Annotated in this window: 11 protein-coding genes; all 11 read right to left on the minus strand. The window is 52.7% G+C overall.

Annotated elements, in window-relative coordinates; translation table 11 throughout:
- Positions 1-24: 24 nt before the first annotated feature.
- Positions 25-1,221 carry a TIM barrel protein gene (locus AC50Y3_RS19110; protein WP_494820315.1) on the minus strand — a complete coding sequence of 399 codons (1,197 nt, stop codon included), beginning with the start codon at positions 1,219-1,221 and terminating at the stop codon, positions 25-27.
- Between the two features lie 116 nt (positions 1,222-1,337).
- Positions 1,338-5,522: a X2-like carbohydrate binding domain-containing protein gene (locus tag AC50Y3_RS19115; protein WP_494820316.1), complete on the minus strand. Its 4,185-nt coding sequence runs from the start codon at positions 5,520-5,522 to the stop codon at positions 1,338-1,340.
- A gap of 59 nt (positions 5,523-5,581) precedes the next feature.
- Positions 5,582-6,382 (minus strand): SDR family NAD(P)-dependent oxidoreductase, encoded by an 801-nt coding sequence (locus AC50Y3_RS19120; protein ID WP_494820317.1) that lies wholly within the window; start codon positions 6,380-6,382, stop codon positions 5,582-5,584.
- 24 nt (positions 6,383-6,406) lie between these two features.
- Entirely contained in the window at positions 6,407-7,243 is an 837-nt protein-coding gene (locus tag AC50Y3_RS19125) for an amidohydrolase family protein (protein ID WP_494820318.1), read from the minus strand.
- Positions 7,244-7,262: 19 nt separating this feature from the next.
- Positions 7,263-8,396, minus strand: a complete 1,134-nt coding sequence (locus AC50Y3_RS19130; protein WP_494820319.1) for a mandelate racemase/muconate lactonizing enzyme family protein — start codon at positions 8,394-8,396, stop codon at positions 7,263-7,265.
- Positions 8,393-10,708: a glycoside hydrolase family 95 protein gene (locus AC50Y3_RS19135; protein WP_494820320.1), complete on the minus strand. Its 2,316-nt coding sequence runs from the start codon at positions 10,706-10,708 to the stop codon at positions 8,393-8,395. Before AC50Y3_RS19135 ends, AC50Y3_RS19130 begins: the two co-directional genes overlap by 4 nt.
- Positions 10,709-10,793: 85 nt before the next feature.
- Complete coding sequence (locus AC50Y3_RS19140; protein ID WP_494820321.1) at positions 10,794-11,636, minus strand: carbohydrate ABC transporter permease; 843 nt, start codon at positions 11,634-11,636, stop codon at positions 10,794-10,796.
- A gap of 27 nt (positions 11,637-11,663) precedes the next feature.
- Positions 11,664-12,545: a carbohydrate ABC transporter permease gene (locus tag AC50Y3_RS19145; RefSeq protein WP_494820322.1), complete on the minus strand. Its 882-nt coding sequence runs from the start codon at positions 12,543-12,545 to the stop codon at positions 11,664-11,666.
- A 72-nt stretch (positions 12,546-12,617) separates the two neighbouring features.
- On the minus strand, positions 12,618-13,973 hold the full coding sequence (locus tag AC50Y3_RS19150) for an ABC transporter substrate-binding protein (RefSeq protein ID WP_494820323.1): 1,356 nt from the start codon (positions 13,971-13,973) through the stop codon (positions 12,618-12,620).
- Between the two features lie 186 nt (positions 13,974-14,159).
- Complete coding sequence (locus tag AC50Y3_RS19155) at positions 14,160-15,743, minus strand: response regulator (protein ID WP_494820383.1); 1,584 nt, start codon at positions 15,741-15,743, stop codon at positions 14,160-14,162.
- 1 nt (position 15,744) lies between these two features.
- Positions 15,745-17,544, minus strand: coding sequence for a cache domain-containing sensor histidine kinase (locus tag AC50Y3_RS19160; protein WP_494820324.1), 1,800 nt, complete (start codon positions 17,542-17,544; stop codon positions 15,745-15,747).
- Positions 17,545-17,560: the final 16 nt, after the last annotated feature.

Raw genomic sequence — 17,560 nt, forward strand, 5'->3', positions numbered from 1 at the left:
TCTTCCTCCAATCCTTCAGGCGCATCAAGCAGGGCTCAGCTCTTTTAACAAGTCACTCAGCCGCACGCCGTCAACGGGGATGAACCGCCTCCAATAAGCAACGGATTCTTGCATATTCGCCAAAATATCCGCATTCAGCTCGCTGGTGCCGGAGAAAATTTCAAGCGTTAGGTAAATCTCCTCGCACTTGGGAGGAAGTTCTTTGTCGTCCGGCATCCGATAGGCTTCTCCGATCGCCTTAAGCAACCGGTCCCCGGCAATTACACCATTCATATTATTTGCCTCAGTAAACGGCAGATGCGCCGAGGCAAGTCCTGTCGTTTGCTGCAAATGCACAATCGGTGAGTAACATCCCAATTGCGCCAGCCAGCGGTACGTATCACTGTCCGTTTCAGCAGCGAACAGATGTGGATAGCGATCCATTTCCCTCATCAGTTGATCCAGCAAGAGGTTCTGCTCCGATTCGGGTGATTGCTGCAAGAGGTCAAAGATGTCGTACGCTGTCTTTGGCCCCAACCACATCAGCCGCTGGCGCTCGTTCTTCCGGATACCATCCGCCATTTCCGCGACGGCCTGCCGCTCCGGACGAAGAAACTTGCGCTGTCCACTCTGATGACCCGTATCTAAGGTCAAATAAAACGGAGCCTGCGACATGCGATACACTTCCTTCAACAGCCGCTTCGATCCCTCGATCGTCCAGGGAATCTGATGTGGTGTATACATCTGCTCCACGCCGGGCGCCTTGATTCCGCGATCCCGGCAGTAGGCTGCGATTTCAGCTAATCTGGCATACAAATCGGCTTCCGTATCGCGGTAGGCAGCCGGGTTCTGCAGGATGGCGTCCGAAAAAGCGTGGCAGTAAAAGCCGATTCCGGCCTCGACCTCCATGGCGATATCTGCCATCGGCTCGATCCACTGGTGCTGGAACCGTTCGCGTATAGCAAAATCATGATGGGTCAAGCCCAATGTCGCGTATGTGCCGTGACCGGAATACATATTCGCGATCCGAACGCCGGTTCTCACGCTCTCTCGCTTCACGTCATCGATCCACCGCTGTATGTAATCCCCTCCCATATAGAGTGGATCACATTCGTTATCAGCGCTCGCTTCTGCGTAATATACGCCCATATTGCGGATCAGGCCCATCCAATCGGCAGGTTTGGTCCACCGCTTGGACGCAAAGCAATTGTCTATGGCTAAATATATTTTCGGATCTGTCATCGTGTACGCTCCCTTCTCATCATGATCTGGCAAATCTACCTTAAGCAGAAAGGGAAGATGCCGGACATTTCTACCAGCATCTTCCCTTTACGTACTTCCCCGAAGGGGATCCTGGTTTATTGTCGCTGATTTGGCCTGACCGTCGGTACGTCGAATTGGAGCCCGTCAAGGATGATGGTCGAGCCGTTCTTCATCACGCCTTTGATGGTATGGGTACCGTTCTTCAGGCCAGAGACGGTGTAAACGGTCTGAAGGGATAAACGGCTCTCACTGTACAGTCTGACTGTCTTTCGGAATACGCCATCGATATAAACATCCATGTCCCCTTGGGTAGGAGCTTTCGGCGCAATGATGTCGACACCGGTTCCCTTGAATGTGTAAGCGAACGCATCGCCTTTGTTCGCAGTCGCGTGCACATCGTCCAGATTGTCGCCCAAGATGGAAAACTTCAGAGATGTGATGCCCACTGGCTGCAGCGCTAGATATGCCTTCTTGATTCTCACCGTATTGCCCGATATGGTGTAATCTTTACCAGGCCGGAGCGAGGCAGCGCCGTTCGAGATGCCGATCAAATTACGTGCATCGAAGCCCAGTATAGTCGTCACGTCGGACTTATGCGCGTTAGATTTGTCAAAAGAAGCTGTGTCCGGCCCGATCATATCCGTGATTTTATAGCGGAGTTGATCCAGCAGCATGAATTGTCCCGATTTCTTCACTGCTTTGATCGTGTGCTTACCATCTGGCAAACCCGCGACGGTATATACGGTTCGATGGGTCGTTCTCGTTGTGTTAATGTACGTGTCTACCGTTTGCGCAAATTTGCCGTCGAGGTAGATGTCCATTGCGCCATGAGAGGCGTCGAGCTCCGTTATGAGATCAATACCCGTGCCCTTAAATGTATAGGTGAAGGAATCTCCGGCCGTTTCGGACCAATGGATATCATCCTTGTAATCCCCAAGTCCCCTGTTCGTGTTCGGATTCCAGGTACCCGCGTACACAATGCCAGCGTCGTCGTCATTGACGTCCACATACCGGCCGCGAAGCGATTCCGTGACGGCGATCGGCAGCGCCACCGGCTTACCTGCGCTAAACATCATCGTCAAATTGTTCATTCCCGCCGGCAAGCCGTCCAGGTATGCACGGTTGAAATTCACTTGATTGCCTGAAACCGTAAAGTCGTTGCCGGCGACGAGTGCTGTTCCGCCATTTGTGATGCTGACGAGGCTGTTGCCATTCAACGTCAACGTTGTCGAAACATCGGACTGCGCCGCTTTCGTCTTGTCGTAGCTGATCAGTTTAGGAATGATCGAGCTGTTCGGTGCGGTTGTATCCCGGACATCAATCGCCAAGGTCTGGGCTTGGCCGTGATCGAAGACGAATTTCAACTTCGTCAAACCTAGCGGCTGCCCCGCAAGATACGTTTTTTTGATCGTGACATCGCTGCCGGATACCGTATAATCCGCACCTTCCGATAAAACCACTCCGACATTTACGACTCGGTTTAATTGGTTCCCATTCAGCGTCATCGTCGTTACAGCATCCGTCTGCGCGGATTCGTTCTTATCGAAACCTGCCATAGCTGGCGTGATCGTGCTGTTCACAGCCGCGCTGTCTGCTACGTCGATGGCCAACTGCTGTTCAGCCCCACCTGCGAATTTGACGAGAAGTTGGGTCAAATCGACAGGCTGCGCGATCAAATACGCCTTCTTGATCGTCAGCACTCCGCTAGCAGCCGTATAATCGGTTCCCTCTTGAAGCGCGGTTCCTCCGTTGGAGACGCCGTTGACTTCATAACCGGACGAGATCGCTGCCTGAATATCATCCGATGTCGGAGCGCTCTTATCAAATCGGAGTGCTGTAGGGCTGACCAAATCCGGCAGCGTCACCCGCAATTGATCGAGTAGCATGAAGAAGCCGCCGCCTTCTTCCCAGGCTCTCTTCACCGCTTTCAAGGTATGCTGCCCCGGTTGCAATCCGGCGACGTTGAACACCGCATGATGGGCCGAGCGGGAGGTATTGCTCGTATTGACCGTCTTCTGCAAAATATCGTCGACATAAATATCGATTTTCCCTTGGGACGAATCCAATTCTGTAATCAGCTCGATTCCCGTACCGCTGAACGTATATTGAAAGGAATTACCGGTTGTCTCAGACCAGTGAATGTCGTCCTTGTAATCCCCGAGCCCCCGGTTTGTGTTCGGATTCCAGGTGCCCGTATAGATGATCGCCGGATCGTCGTCATTCAGCGAGAACGAACCGCCGACAGACGAATCCTTGATGACGAGGGTAACCGATTGCGCGGCTCCTCCACTAAAGGCGAAGCTGAACTCGCTCGTGCCAATTGACAGCTTTGCAAGAAAGGCTTTCTTGAACGTTACCGCATTCCCGGCGTACGTATATTGTTCGCCTTCTGTTAGCGGCGAGCCGCCATAATCGATGGAAACAAGCTCGTTGCCATTGAGAGCGATGGAGGTCGTCTCGTCTCCTTGGTTCTGGTCACCTTTATCGAAATCAAGCACGGCCGGCAGTACGCTGCTGTCCCTAATCGTTGTATCGCCGACCATGACGGCAAGCGTCTGTATCGCTCCTCCGGAAAACGAGAAGATCAGATTGCTGTTTCCGTTTGGAAGCAAGGCAAGGTATGCCTTCTTGATTGTGACCGTATTGCCGGAGATCGTATAATCGATGCCTTTGGATAGCGGTGTGCCTCCTCGGGCAATGTCGTTCAGCGTGTTCCCGTTCAACGTCAATGACACGGCCACGTCGGCTTGCGCCTCCGCTTTCTTGTCGAACTGAACCGACGTAGGGCTTAGCGTGCTGTTCACTGCTTTCGAATCGCTCACGCTGATTAACAGTGATTGCGCGGACCCCGGAAATTGGTTGCCGTTATTGCGCTCCCAGCTCCCTAAATACTGGATGCCAATGTCATCGTCGTTAACGAACGATGTACCGTTTTGGACGGTCACCTTGAACAGCCTGGAGCCATGCGCGGGCAGATTAACCGCAGAATAGCCCGATTTATAGATGCCCAGCTCCGAATGGCTCCACAAGTCACGAACGGAAGCAGGGCCATCGATGCCGATATCAGCCCAGTTGACATTAATCGTGGCGGCGGAGTTATCGAGATTGAACAAGCCGACCGTATAGGTTCCGTCGCCGTTGTTGGTATACCAAACCTGCTGGTTCGTATCCGTGGACAATGGGCGTGCCGGATGGCCAGCCTGATCGACGGCGATCACCTCGTCGTTCGTCAGCAGCTGCAAGCCGTAATCGTCGAGGTGTGTCAAATCGTTCCCCGAATAGAGCGGTACCGCGGATACGGCGAAGAACGACATCGCCGTTCGGCGCTCCTCTTGTGTTAACCCATCTATCGTGCCATTACCAATATTGAGCGAATCGAAATCGTTCCAACCGCCAGGGCCGGCATGCCGCCACCACTGTGCGGCCGTTGGAAACAGCCTGGAAATGTTGTCCCACTTCGTCAGCGTACTGCAGTAGCATTCGATATCCCAATGCACGCGCCAGCCGTTGGCGTATTCTTTCCACGTATCGGCGTAGTTGATGTCAAGCGCCCACGATAGCTCAAGCCAGATGTGGTGCTTGGCGAGCGCCTTTGACCAGGCCGCCACATTGTCGCGGGTATCGATCGACAGATCGTATCGTCCGGAACCTGGCATCACGCTGTCAAGCTTGATAAAGTCGACGCCCCATTCCCCGAACTTGTCGGCAACCGAATCAATGTAACGCTGGGCGCACGGTTTCGAAAAATCGATCTTATAGCCGAAGCCCCAGTAGTTCGCCTGTTGAAGGGGCTGTGCAACGATGTCCTTCATTGTGCATTCCGTGCCGTAGATCGGCAAATTCTGATCATAGGCTTCCTGCCCCAAACCCGGAATAATGTACAACCCAAATTTCTGACCGTTTGCATGTACATGGTCGATGACCTCCTGCATGCCGTTCGGGAATACTGTCGCGCTCGGCGTCGGGCGGCCATACTCGTCGATGCCGCCATTCCAACCGGCATCGACGTTGATATAGTTGTAACCATGTGACTGCAGCTTCTCATGCATGGCATCGGATTGTGCAATAATGTTCTCGGCAGTCAGCCACGATGCTGGAGAATGGATGACTTGCTGACTGTAACTGCTCCAGCCCATATACGGCTTGGCGCCCAAGCCATTGTCGGCCGCCTCGGCCTGTTTGGGCTGATAAACGAACACCGTGGTTTGAAAGGCTAACAACATGAAGGCTAGAAAACCGTAAAAACCGCGTTTTCTTCGATTTCGATGTGCAATGGTCATGACGTAAACGCAACTCCCTCTATCTAGAAATGTGTGCGCTTTCATAATTCCATGAAGCATTATCGCTGATTCTGCAGCCACTCCGGTTTCGGACCCATACCATACCCCAGCGAAGCTCCGCCGTCCACGTCAATCACCTGTCCGGTGATGAACGACGACGCTTCACCGGCCAGAAACAAGACAACGTTTGCGATTTCATCCGCCGTTGCCGTCCTTCCGAGCATATGGACCAGATCTATCGATTTGCGCAGCTCATCCGGATTATCGTGCTTGTTGAACCATTCCTCCAGAAGCGGTGTCGATACGCCAGCCGGGCAAATCGCGTTGATTCGCACGCCCTCCATCGCACAGTCGATTGCCAGCGATTTGGTGAACGCGATAACGCCGCCTTTGGTCGCGGGATAGAACGGATTGTTCCGCTGACCGATTTCCGCTGACAAAGAGGCCATGTTAATGATTCTACCCTTCGTTTTGCGAAGCTCAGGAAGCGCATATTTCGTACAGAAGATCACGCCCTTTAAATTGACCCCGCACAACCGATCCCACTCTTCTTCCGTTCCCTCGTCCAGACTCTTTGGCATCAGGATCGCGGCATTATTGAAGAGAACGTCGATTCGCCCGTAAGTCTCCACAGCAAACGACATCAGCTTCCGGATATCCTCCACGCTGGAAACGTCTGTCCGGCAATCACTTGCTTCGCCGCCGTCCCGGCGGATTGCGGCGGCCACCCCAGCCGCCTGTTCCGCCTGAATATCGGCAATGATCACCTTCGCCCCTTCCGCGGCAAACCGTTTTGCCGCTGCTTCACCGATGCCGCTTCCGCCACCGGTAACAATGACAACCTCACCTTTGAAGGTCATGAATCGTATCCCCCTCACCCTGCGCTAGCGCGCCAGCTTATATAGTCTCGCCGCATTATTCCCGAACACATCCGCCAGTTCCTCATCCGTCAAGTTCGAGGGAAGCATGTTTCGCAACGCTTCGAGCACCTCGTCGTAGCTGCTGCTTGCCAACAGGCAATAAGGCCAATCGCTCCCGAACATGACGGCTTTCGTCCCAAACACGCGAATGACGTGATTCACATAAGGAGCAATGTCCTCTAGCTTCCAGTGCTTCAAGTCCGCTTGCGTGATCAGAGAGGACAGCTTGCACATCACGTTATCGTGCTTCGCAATGGCTTCCATCCATATCCCCCAGGGCTCCATAATTCGTTCTGCGATATGCGGCTTGGCAGCATGGTCGATTACGGCTCGCAGCGCAGGATATCGGCTAAACAGTTCCGCGATATGCGGCAAATGGCGGGGATGCACGAGCAAATCGAGTGGAAAATCGAACGCAATCAGCAGCTCTACATGCCTCAGCACCTCTTGCCTCAATATCCATGCATCATCCTCCAAGTCCTGGAGCATCGGACGGAGGCCAACCAATTTCGGATTTTCGCGCAGCCGTGCGAACTTTTCCGGAAAGTCATCCGCCGCCAAGTCCAGCCACCCGACCACGCCCGCGACATAATCGGTTTTCTCGGCCAGCTCCAGCAAAAATTCGGTTTCTTCCTCCGTTGGCGCGGCTTGCACGAGAATCGTCCGCGAGATACCGTTATCCCCCAGAATCGACCGCAGATCCTCCGGCAAATAATCCCGGTTCAACACCTTTAAATCCGGCGTCATCCATGGATAATCACCGCGGGAAACCCGCCAGAAATGCTGATGAGCATCGATCATGGTCCTTCCTCCTTCTCCGTTACGTTTTTTTACTTCTGACGTCCATTTTACGGAGCGTTTCCGGCGTCACCACGTACTTGTCTAGTTCTGCACGATTCAACCGCAGGCCGTGTCCGTGTTCTTCGCTTGGGTAGCAATAGCCGTCCTTCACGAGGACAGGCGCTTCAAGCAGCCCCAGCTCCGTTAGCGATCCGCCTTTGACGTTCTCCAAGATATAACCGTTCGGCACTCCGCATAGCAAATGAAGAGACAATTCCATGAGGAAGTGAGGGGCAACCGGCCGCTGCCAAGCATCTGCCAGATGCGCGATCTTAACCCATTCCGTGATGCCGCCCACCCGGGCGACGTCAGCTTGAATGAAATCGACGGCTCCCTGCTTCAAATACTCCAGAAACTGATATTTCGTATACAGACTTTCCCCGACGGCGATCGGCGTACGGATCGCCGCCTTCATCCGTGCGTGTCCCTCAATGTCCGTGTTCGCAATCGGCTCTTCGATCCACCCCAAGCCAAGCTTATCCAGCTCTGCACCGTATTGAATCGCTTGATAGCCGGTCCACTTCTGGTTCGCGTCCACCAAAACCGTCACACCGGGGCCGACGGTCTCCTTCACCCGAGAGATCCGCTCCATATCTTCGGCAATGTCCGCCTTGCCGATTTTCATTTTGATGTAGGAATAGCCTTGGCTCTTGTGTTCATTCATGAAATCCAGCAAGGTGGGCAGGTCCATCTCGAAATCGATGCCGCTGGCATACGTAACGATCCGTTCACGTGAGCCGCCGAGCAGCTTGTATAGCGGCTGTTTATAGTGTTTGCCGGCCAAATCCCATAACCCGACGTCAACCGCGGCCAAAGCAAGCGAGGTGATGCCGTCGCCGCACCTGTGCAGCTGGCCATTCAAATCCTGCCAGATCTCCTCGATGCGGAGCGGATCTTTCCCGATCAGGGAGCTGATGACGTAATCGTCAAGCAGCGCCTTGACCGCCGTCCCTCCGATGCCTACGGTATAGCTGAGTCCGATGCCTTCCAAGCCCGTATCCGTCCGGATCCGCATCTCAATGAATTCGATGCCTGACACGACATGCGTCGAGTCGATCCATGTCATGGCCGGCGGTACACGGTACAGAAATGATTCAGCAGCAATGATTCTCATAACGATTCTCCTTCTGAGATGCGCAGCTCGCTGTCAATCCGGTAGCTGCGTCCGGCTTCATATTGAAAGGGTGCCGTGCGCCCACCTTGCCGCAGGACGGTTTGTCCCGCTGCGTACGCCTTAACCGTTGCTTCTACCATGGCCCCCTCAGACCAGATCACATCAACCTCCAGAGCACCTCTTGCCCGCAAGCCTGAATACTTGCCGGTAGGCCACTTCACGGGAAGAGCCGGCAGCAGATGAAGCTCACCTGCATGGCTTTGCAGCAGCATGTCGGCGATGACCGCCGTACCGCCGTAATTGCCATCGGCGACGTAGATTGCCGTCTCGGCCCCGGCAATACCCGGCTTCGAGTAGGTCAGCAGATTGTCGTAGCAGAGCTCCCCGATGAGATGATAAATTTGCTCATAGGCGCGTTCTCCATCATGCAGCCTCGAGAAACAGCCGGCAAAGGCCGCAACCGTGAACTCGATATCCTCATGGTTGTCGCTCGACTTGCGCGCTTCGAGGGTGACATGAGCGGCAGCGCTTAACGCCGGTGTATGTTGAGGCGTGATCCGGTACGCCGGGAACAGGCTGTGCAGATGCGACAGATGGCGGTGTTCCGGCTGTGCTTCCACGTAATCCTCCAGCCACTCCTGCAGCTGCCCTTTGCTTCCAATCTGAAGCGGAGGCAGCATAGCGATAGCCTGTTTCAGCTTTATCCGCAGTTCTTCGTCCACCTGCAGTTTCTCCGCCGCTTCCAAGCAGAATTCGAACAGATCGGCTACGAGCACCTGATCAAGTGTCGTCCCCATGGATAAATGATGATGTTCCTTTGTTCCGTTGGCATGGAAGGTGTTTTCCGGTGAGATGGATGGCCCCGTTACGAGCCAGCCGTTCTTCGGATGCACGACCATGTAATCCAGGAAGAACACGGCTGCATCCTTTAATACCGGATAAGCCGTTTCTCGCAGAAACGCGTCATCGTGCGTGAATTCGTAGTGATCACGAAGCTGAAGCGCCAGCCACAGACCGCCGGTAACGTTAAGCCCCCAGGATGTCTGCCAGGCCGGTGCCGTGAACCCCCAAACGTTCGAAACGGTATGAGCGGTCCAGCCCTCGCAGCCGTAGAAGTCTCTTGCAGTAGATTTCCCGTCTTCAGCAAGTCGTTCGATATAGCGCATGAGCGGCAAATGAGACTCGGATAAGTTGGTCGTTTCCGTCGGGTAGTAGTTCATTTCCGTATTGATATCGAGGTGATAATCACAGGTCCAGCCCATTCGGCATGCTTGGTTGTCGTTCCAAATCCCTTGCAGATTGATCGGCAGCGGGGAATCCTCTCTTGCTGCACAGATCGTTAGATACCTGCCATATTGGAAAAACAACGCGTAGATTGCCGGGTCTTCGTCGCGTCCATCTGCAAGTTGCCGGATTCGCACATCTGTCGGCAGCTCGCTTTGTAAGGTCTGACCCAAATCCATACCCACACGCGTGTAAAGGCTCCGATAGTCAGCGATATGATCTGCTTTAAGCCGTTCATAGCCTTTGGCTTCCGCCTGCTCCAGCCTCTGGGCAGCCGCGCTCAGCCAGCTGTCGCCTTCTTGGCCGAAACTCGTGTCGACGGCAAAATAGAGAATGGCTTCACTCGCGTTCGTGACCACGATACGACCATTTTCACCTGCAACCTGCCCGCCTTCTGTCGACACACGAATATGCCCCCGGCAACGCACGCCGCATTCTCCGTCACTATGGACCCGCTCCAAGGCTTGGCCGTCAAAGATCAAGCCAAGGGGTTCGTTCCGGCTCTCGAAGCGATCGGTCATCCCTTCCAGATGGACGGAAAATGTAATGCCTTCCGGATGCTCGGTCCACAACCGGCAAACGAGGAGGCCATCTGCATGGGAAGCGAAGAGCTCACGGTGAATCTTTGCATATGCTCCTTGATGAATCGTTCGCGCGATGGCAGTCTCGAGGTCCAGCTCCCGAACGATCTCCCGCTCCTCATCCCCGAATTGCAGATGAACGTTGCACATAGGCAAGTTGGTACCGAAGTTTCCCTTGTCCGGCTCAAGCAGCTCGCGGGCTAATCGCTCCCCGCCTTCGTAATCGCCATCAAAGAAATGCTGCCTAAGCCGGGCCAAATCGATCTTTCCATCCGAGTGGCTGGCGACAGGCTCTCTTTTCCCCGACCAATAGGTCAGCTCCGTGATGTTCCAAATCTCTTGGCTCGCACCGCCGTAGACCATCGCGGCCAATCTTCCGTTACCGATCGGAAACCCTTCGGACCATTTCGCGGCGGGTTTGTCATACCATAGTTTGAATTCGTTCATTCAACGCAGCCTCCATGAATTTGATAGCACACTATCATTCTTGTTCTACCCTAATTGGGATTCCGCTCTTGTACGTTCCCTCCGCTTACCCTTTTACCGCGGACCCCACCGTCATCGCCCGTTCCACCTGTTCACTGAAGAACAAGAACACGACGACCGTCGGCAGACTCGCGATGGTCATAACAGCGCCCATGCCGCCCCAATCCGTACTGTATTGTCCTTGGAAAAACAACAATCCGAGCGGCAGCGTCTTCATCGTTTCATCGGAAATCAAAATGTACGCAAGCAAAAACTCGTTCCAAGCACCCAGAAACTGTAAAATAGCAACCGTCGCCATGGCTGGTTTGACAATCGGCATGATGATACTGACGAATGTTCGATATATACTGGCGCCGTCCATGCAAGCGGATTCCTCAAGTTCGAACGGAATTCCCCGTAAGAACCCATAGAAGATAAGTGAAGAGAATGGCAGTCCAAACGCGATGTAGGGTACGATTAATGCGCCGTATGTATTGATCAAGTGGAAATCTTTCACCAGGATCGCCAGTGGTATCATAATGACCTGAAGTGGAATGAACATGCCGACCATCATATACGCCCTTGCTGCCCCACGAAGCTTCCATTCCATCCTCGCCGCCGCATAGGAGAACATAACGGATAGCAGAAGAATACCGGCCGTACTGATCGTGGACACAACGACGCTGTTTAGAAAATAACGCGGGATGTTGAAATTCATCCAAGCGTGAATGTAGTTTTCGATACGGAAATGCATCGGCAGGCCGAACGGATTCGTGCTGAAAATTTCGTTGTTGTTCTTCAGCGAATACGAAATCATCCAAAATAGCGGATAAACGGAAATGATGAAGTAAAGCCATAACAAGCCTTGCAGCAGTTGCCCGGGCTTCATGATCTTGCTAGCTGAGAACATAGACGTGTTGTTCGCCCCTTTCTGCCCCTAATACGTAATGCGTTCGCGCGCAAACAACCGGTTGATGACTAACGTAGCCAACAGGCTGAGCGCTACGAGAAAGACTGAAATCGCGCAGGCGTAGCCGTATTTCGACTCCATAAACGCATATCGATAAATCATGTAAGTCAAGGTATAGTTGGTCGTTCCCGGTCCCCCGCTTGTCATGATCAGCATCTGAATAAAGGCGCCGATGCCAGAGGTGATCGCCAAAATGAAACAGAATTTATAGGTCTCGGCCATGAGAGGGATCGTAATGCGAAGATGAGCCATCCATTTCGTGCAGCCGTCGATATTCGCCGCTTCCATATACTGTTCGGGAATGGATTTGACTCCCGCATATAGCAGGCTGAATTGAAAGCCCATGAACTGCCAGGCATTCACAAAGGCAATCGCAACAATGGATACGGCAGGCGACGTCAGCCAATTCTGTCGGTACGAAATGCCGAGCAGCTTGAATAGCTGGTTCACGAACCCGCTCGTAGGATCATACATCGCGATCCACAGCTGGCAAACGACGGTGACCGACAGCACGACTGGGATAAAATAGCCTGCCTTCAGAATCTTCCGGCCTTTCACTTTGGGATCGGCGCATACCAATGCGAGCACCGAGCCGATTCCGATTTGGAACACGACAAGCACGAGCGCAAACAGCGCACCGTTCCGCAGCGACCGGGTCAGCAACGGATCGTGAAACAGCTTCACGTAGTTAGAGATTCCGTTAAACGTGCCGCCCCCGAGCCCATTCCAGTCGTAGAAGCTCCGGTACAACGTCTGCAGCACGGGATAGCTGACGATGATCGAATATAGCAGTAAGGCCGGAAGAGTAAACAGTGCGATGGCTTTCCTGTTCCTCAAATAGATCTTCATGATAGTTGTTCCCTGCCTTTACTTAGCAAGCGACCGCGCCGGAACCTGCGTTCCGGCGCGGGTCAGTTCGCTCTAGTTGTTGATTTCCTTGATTACGCGTTCGATGTTGTCGTTGAATTGCTTGTCGGAAAAGCCTTTCACTACCAAGTTCTGCGTATTATCGTCCAGTGCATTGTTGAGCTCCGTGCTTTGATTGAACTTGGCATAGCCTTTAACGTTCGGAAGCACCTCGTCGATCAGTCGCTGCATCATCGCCGGTGGGGTGACGGAAACGACCTGGTCGATCTTCAAGGATACAATCGGGTTACCAAGCTTGAGGTATTGATACTCCGAATATTTGCGGGCGATGAATGCAGCCACCTGGATGGCTTCCTCTTTATGCTTGCTTGTAGGCGATACGGCAAAGCCGCCGGGCGCTGGCGCGCCGTTCATATAATATTTCATCTTCTCGTAAGTCTGTTCATCCTTGGCCGGCCAGTACATCCAGTCAACGTCGGTGCCCATGTTTTTGTCCGAGCCGTAAATCTCCCATTGGCCATTAACAAACATCGCCGCCTTACCGGTATAGAACAAGGCAGAAGCTTGATCGTAATTGGTGTTCGTCGCATTGGCATCGAACAGTCCGGCTTCCTTAAGCGCCTCGAACTCCTTCGATGCGTTCTTAAATGCGTCCGGCAATTGCGTCAGACCTTGCTTTTCCAGTGCTGCATAGCCGTCCGGCTGCTCGCGGGTGACCAAACCTTTGTAGAAAGAATTGGCAATCCATTTCTCTTTCGCAAATATCGCCATCGGAATGATTCCTTTGGCTTTGAATTTCTTGATCGCATCGACCCACTCATCGTATGTCTTGATTGGCGCTTGTACGCCCGCTTCCGCGAACAGTTTCTTGCTGTAATAGAGCAGCTGGAAGTTCGTTCCGCCCGCCGTATAGGCGTAGATATGCCCATCGGGTGCTGCCAGCGAATTCTCGTAGCCCGGATTGAAATCAGCTAGCAAATCCTTTGTCGCCTCAGCCTCATCGAGCATTTCGATATTTTTGGATTCTGCAAAAGCTTTGATAATGCTAAAGTCGGCATCGAATATATCGGGCATATTACCGGTCGCCGCGTAGGTTTTCAGCTTCTGATTGTTATCCTGCTGCATGGGATCCAGTTCCAGCTCGACGTTTGGCATTGCCTTCTTCAATTCGGCTACCGCGTAGTCATACGGCTTCTTGGTGTCGTCGTCGAAATATTTTGCATAGATACGGAGCTTGACCGGCTCGTTATTAGCGCTATTGCCCCCTGCATTATTAGCCGTACTGCTATCCGCCCCAGTCGACGCATTATCTGATGCCTGGTTGTCGTTATTTCCGCTACCGCACGCCGTGAGCGACAAGGCCAGCATCAGCGCCCCTGCGACTGCGAGTGTTTGTTTAGTCTTTCTCATACGGTCTCCCTACCTTCTCGTTAGTTGTTGACCCGCCAGTTAATAGCGATCTCAGGTACATGTTCATTATAAAAGCGTTTGAAACGTTAAAATACGCAACGAACGCGACCAATCAGCAAAAATCGAGACACTTGGCCGGGCTACGCTCAAAAAACGTAAAAAGCCGCACCAGGTGCGGCTTTCGGGTCATTTCACCAGTCTGTTTTCGTATTCAGAGGGCGTCAGTCCGAATTGTTTCTTGAAACATTTGCTGAAGTAATTCGGATCGTTGAATCCGACCTGCTCCGCGATTCCATGCAGCTTAACCGCCCCCATCCCGATTAGCTCCTTCGCCCGCTTCATGCGCACGTAGGTGATGTAATCCGAAACCGATACTTTGCCTTCCCGTTTGAAGATCCGCCGCAAATAGCTGGAGTGGATGAACAATTGGGCGGCGACGCCTTCCACGGACAGCTCGGGGTCGGAAAACTGCTCTTGAATGTAGGTTTTGGCGACGTTGTACAGCTTGAGCGACTTTGACGACCGCTCGCTTGAGGTAGACGCCATACCCTTCTGGTACAATTGTATAATCCAGTCTTTCCCTTGCTGAACCGTCGCCAGTCCCCGGATATGCCGGACCGGTGAGAAATTGGCACCGTACACATCTTCAATCGAGTTGCCGGATTCGATGACGTACGACAAACAGACCGAAATAAGGCCAATCATGATTGTATAGGCGTTCTCGCTAGTCGCCCCTTCATTGTCCATGTAGCCGAACATTGCATCCAGCCGTTCCCTCACCCCGCCCTCGTCTTTGGCACGCAAATGAAAGATCAGCGCCTCGTGCATGTCCACGGGGAAGAAATTGAACTTTTCCGTCCGGTTGCTCAGTCTATCGTACCAAATGAACTTGCCCTGACCTGCGGTGAGCTTATTTTGTAGGCACAGCAGCGCTTCGCGGTACGACTGGTGCAGCTGCTCATATTCGCGGCATTGGCTGCCAAAGCCGATCGTCACCGTAAACTTGAAGTGGCGCTCGACTAGACGGGCTAGTCGCTCGAAGGCATGACCGTCGTAATCGTTAAACTCCCGTTCGCTGTGGAAAGCAAGTATAGATACGATGCGGCCCTCCGAGTCGTGGAAAATATAATGCTCTCCATCGATGTGTACAAGATCGCCAAGCATGTTCGCTACGGTATGCTTCCACAGCATGATTTCCCGTGGATCGCTCCATTGCTCATACAAGTTGTCTATCTCCGTCGCGATAACCCGAAATCGCATCGATGGCAACGAAAGCCGGCAGCGGATCATCGATGCTTCAATCTGAACACGGTCCATATCAAGGCCGGGACGAATCAATTTATTGAGGAAGCTGTCACGCAGCAGTGGCGCGATGTCCTTGGACAGTTCGCTCTCCTCTCGTTCGCCTAGCACGAAGCTTCTCGCTTTCTGCAGCGCCACGACGAATTCTTCGTTGTCGAAGGGCTTGAGCAGGTAGTCTTTCACGCCAATGCGCATCGCTTTGCGCGCGTGCTCAAATTCGTTGTGTCCGGTCACCAAGATAATGAACATGTGAGGGTATTGCCGTTTCAGCTCTTCGGAGAGCTCCAGACCGTCCATGTATGGCATACTGATATCGATCAGCGCCAGATCCGGCCTGAATATCTCCGCTTGTTCAAGCGCGATGACTCCATTGTTTGCCTCGCAGCAAATTTCCAGACCTAGGCTTTCCCAGTCGATGCGCGATTTCATATGCTGCCTGAACAAAATTTCATCGTCCACAATCATCACTTTAAGCAATGCGATTCCTCCGTTCTCCGTCGGCGGGCAAGCAAACACTTACAGTCGTGCCAGCTCCGGGTTGACTCTTGATTGCAATGCCGTATTCATCTCCGAAATAGAGACGAATGCGTTCATGCACGCTGAACAATCCGAAGGAAATGGGCTTCAAGGCCTCGGATCCATGTTTCCCGATCCTAGCCTGCACGTCTTCCGACATGCCGGCTCCGTCATCGGACAGGTGAATCATGATACGGTTTCCTTCTATAATCCCGGTGATTCGGATATGGCCTTTGCTTCCCTTTAGCTTCAAACCATGGTAAATGGCATTCTCGAGAATCGGCTGCAGCGTCAGTTTCGGAATGTCGCACGTTAGAATCGCAGAGTCGATGTCCATGTCGTAGTCGAATACATCGGAATAACGCACGCTTTGAATCGCCAAATAATCGCTGGCATTTTTGACTTCTTCGCTGATCGTAATAATCTCGCTGCCCTTGCTTAGTGCAACCCTGTAGAAATCGGCCAATGCTTTCGTCGTATCCCGCGCTTCATGCTGCAGGTTCATGTCATTCAGCACGTAAATCAAGTCCAGGGTATTGTACAGAAAATGCGGCTTGATCTGGGAATGGATGAGCGCAAGCTCGATTTCCTTCTTCTTGATCTGGTCCGCTTCGACCTGAAGCAGCAAATCCTTAATTCGGTTGATCATTGAATTGAACACGGATGCGAGCAGGCCGATCTCATCGGAGGTCTGGATTTGTGCGGCTGCGTTTAGATCCCCCTCCTTAACCTGGCGCATCGCCTTGGTTAATTTCAACAAGGGATTGACGATCACTTTCGAAAGCATCCCCGCCCCCAGCAGTGCAAATACGAGGCAGACCGCGCCGATAATAAGCGTCATGATGCCATTTTTCCGGATATCCTTTGTAATGAGATCCACCTGTACGATATTGACGAGCCGCCATCCCATCTTGGCGTCTACAACGCTCGTGACGAGATTGCGGCCGGTATCCGTGTTCACGATGAGAGAAAACGAGCCTTTCGATAGCAAGAGGCTGCGCAGTCGTTCATCTCGGAGCGGCTTCAGCAGTTCGGATTTGGTCAGCGACGATATGACCTGACCTTCACGGTCGACAATCATGAACTGCTTCTTGACGCCGTAAACCGGATTCATCTTGGCAAAGATGTTCGAAATCGAGCTCTCCTTGACGTTGACGATCAGCGTGCCGAATGGCCGGCCGGAATCCAGCTTCAATATTTTTTTGCCGATCGAAATGACCGGTTCTTGGGCATTCGTCACCAGGTAGTCCCGGCGCTGCATGGGAAACCAATTATTGACGCCATATCCCGGCATTGCGTTAATCTGTTTCAGCCAATCGCTTGTGACAAATTTACTGTCACTTTCCTTCGTCGGGAAGTAAGACGTGAAAAGGCGGCCCTTGGAGTCTATGAAGGCCGCGGAATCGATATCGGGAAAATTCAGCTGGTTGATGCTGAATTGGGTCTGCATTTGATTGGAAAGCTGTTTTTCTTCAAACGGGCTCGTTGTGTTGGGTAAACCATCGTAGATATGATTAATATCGGTCATCATGATGTTGGCCCCGCTCTGGGCATTCTCGATCATGGTATCGATCCGGGTCAGAATCAATGTCGATTCGTCAGACACGTTCTGCTTCGTCTTGTCGATCAGGGAGTTCGTAAAGAGATTGCTGGTAAAGTACCCAAGAATGAATAACGGGACAAGAATAAGCGGAATGTACACCGCAATAATTTTTTGTCGGATTAGCAAGGTGCGGAAAGATCTTTTTGTCATCCGGCTTCAAGTCCCT

The organism is Paenibacillus sp. J22R98, from assembly GCF_059383835.1.